The organism is Martinezella calliandrae (genome assembly GCF_030272695.1).
GTDB classification, from domain to species: domain Bacteria; phylum Pseudomonadota; class Alphaproteobacteria; order Rhizobiales; family Rhizobiaceae; genus Rhizobium; species Rhizobium calliandrae.
Genome location: NZ_JARFYN010000147.1, coordinates 1 through 1,374 on the forward strand (window position 1 = coordinate 1; position 1,374 = coordinate 1,374).

Below are 1,374 nucleotides of genomic sequence, written 5' to 3' on the forward strand. Positions count from 1 at the left end.
GTAAGCGGTTAGCCGATAGCGTCTGCGCTGAAGTTCCACGGCATGAGCTGCTCGATATCAGAGGCTGGCCAGCCATTTGCGATGCGGGTCAGTGTTTGGGATAGCCAGGCAAGCGGGTCGACGCTGTTCATTTTCGCCGTTTGCAGAAGAGTGGCGATGGTCGCCCATGTCTCTCCACCACCCTCACTACCAGCGAAGAGACTATTTTTCCTTGTAATTGTTTGGGGCCGGATCGCGCGTTCGACAATGTTGGAGTCGATTTCGACGCGGCCATCCGTCAAGAAGTGCTCCAGCGCTTTCCGGCGCGTCATGGCATAGCGGATCGCTTCAGCCGTTTTGGACTTTCCGGAGACTTTGGACAGCTCCTTTTCCCACAACTGGAAGAGATCGGCGACGATGGCAGCCGACGTCTCCTGACGGCGCGTCGCGCGGGTCTCGGCATCACTGCCGCGAATCTCGTCCTCCACCTTCCACAGTTCCGTCATGGCTGTAATCGACGCTGTCGCAGCCACATTGATGCCGCCGACATGCAGCTCATAAAACTTGCGGCGTAGATGCGCCCAGCATCCGGCCAGCTTGATCGCTTCATTGCTGCCGGACTTAGCACGCTCTTTTATCATGCTGGTGTAGGCCGAGTAGCCATCCACTTGCAGGATACCACTGAACCCGGCGAGATGACGCGCAACACATTTGCCACCTCTGCTGTCTTCGAAGCGATAGGCAACCATCGGCGGGCCAGAGCCGCCAAACGGTCGGTCATCCCGGTTATGTAGAGATCTCCATAAGCGGGATTATGTGCACCTCGTAATTATGCGCAGATTGCTGAGGCAGGAGGCTTTAACCGTCGGATTCTCGGACGACTTCCGGCTGGCGAACTGCGCATAATTTCAGAGATTCATCAGGAACTGCATGAGCTGGTCCGGCGGACGATATCGACCTTGACTGGACGTCATGGGCTGCAGTCGGTTGAGTGTGCGTTCCTTCATCGCGAGATCTGCTTGAAGGTACATATGCGTCGTCGCGGAACTCTCATGACCGAGCCACAGAGCGATGACGCTGATATCGACGCCAGATTGCAGGAGATGCATCGCTGTGGTGTGGCGGATGGTGTGAGGCGAGATCGAGCGGCTCGCGAGTTGCGGGTAACGTTCCGCCGCAGCCGATACCGCAAGTTCAAAGCGCTGGGTGACGTTTGAACGCGCCATCCGCCCTCCGCTTCGGTTCGGAAACAGGAAGTCCTCCTCGCTTGTGAAAGCCAGCCGACGTTTCCAGTTACGGATCAAGCTGACTGTCGTACGCCAAAGCGGCACGCTACGGTCTTTACGTCCCTTACCATGCAAGTGTGCAACCGCCGCGCCATCGACGATAACCTCG

At 57.4% G+C, this 1,374-nt stretch carries 1 protein-coding gene and 1 pseudogene; both read right to left on the bottom strand.

Translation table 11 applies throughout. The features are described 5' to 3' along the window. Positions 1–8: 8 nt before the first annotated feature. Positions 9–782, bottom strand: a pseudogene (gene tnpC, locus PY650_RS36405) (IS66 family transposase); the annotation flags it as partial. Positions 783–887: 105 nt separating this feature from the next. Beyond that, positions 888–1,374 (bottom strand): tyrosine-type recombinase/integrase (locus PY650_RS36410; RefSeq protein WP_285884939.1); only part of this gene is annotated, 487 nt, incomplete at its 5' end.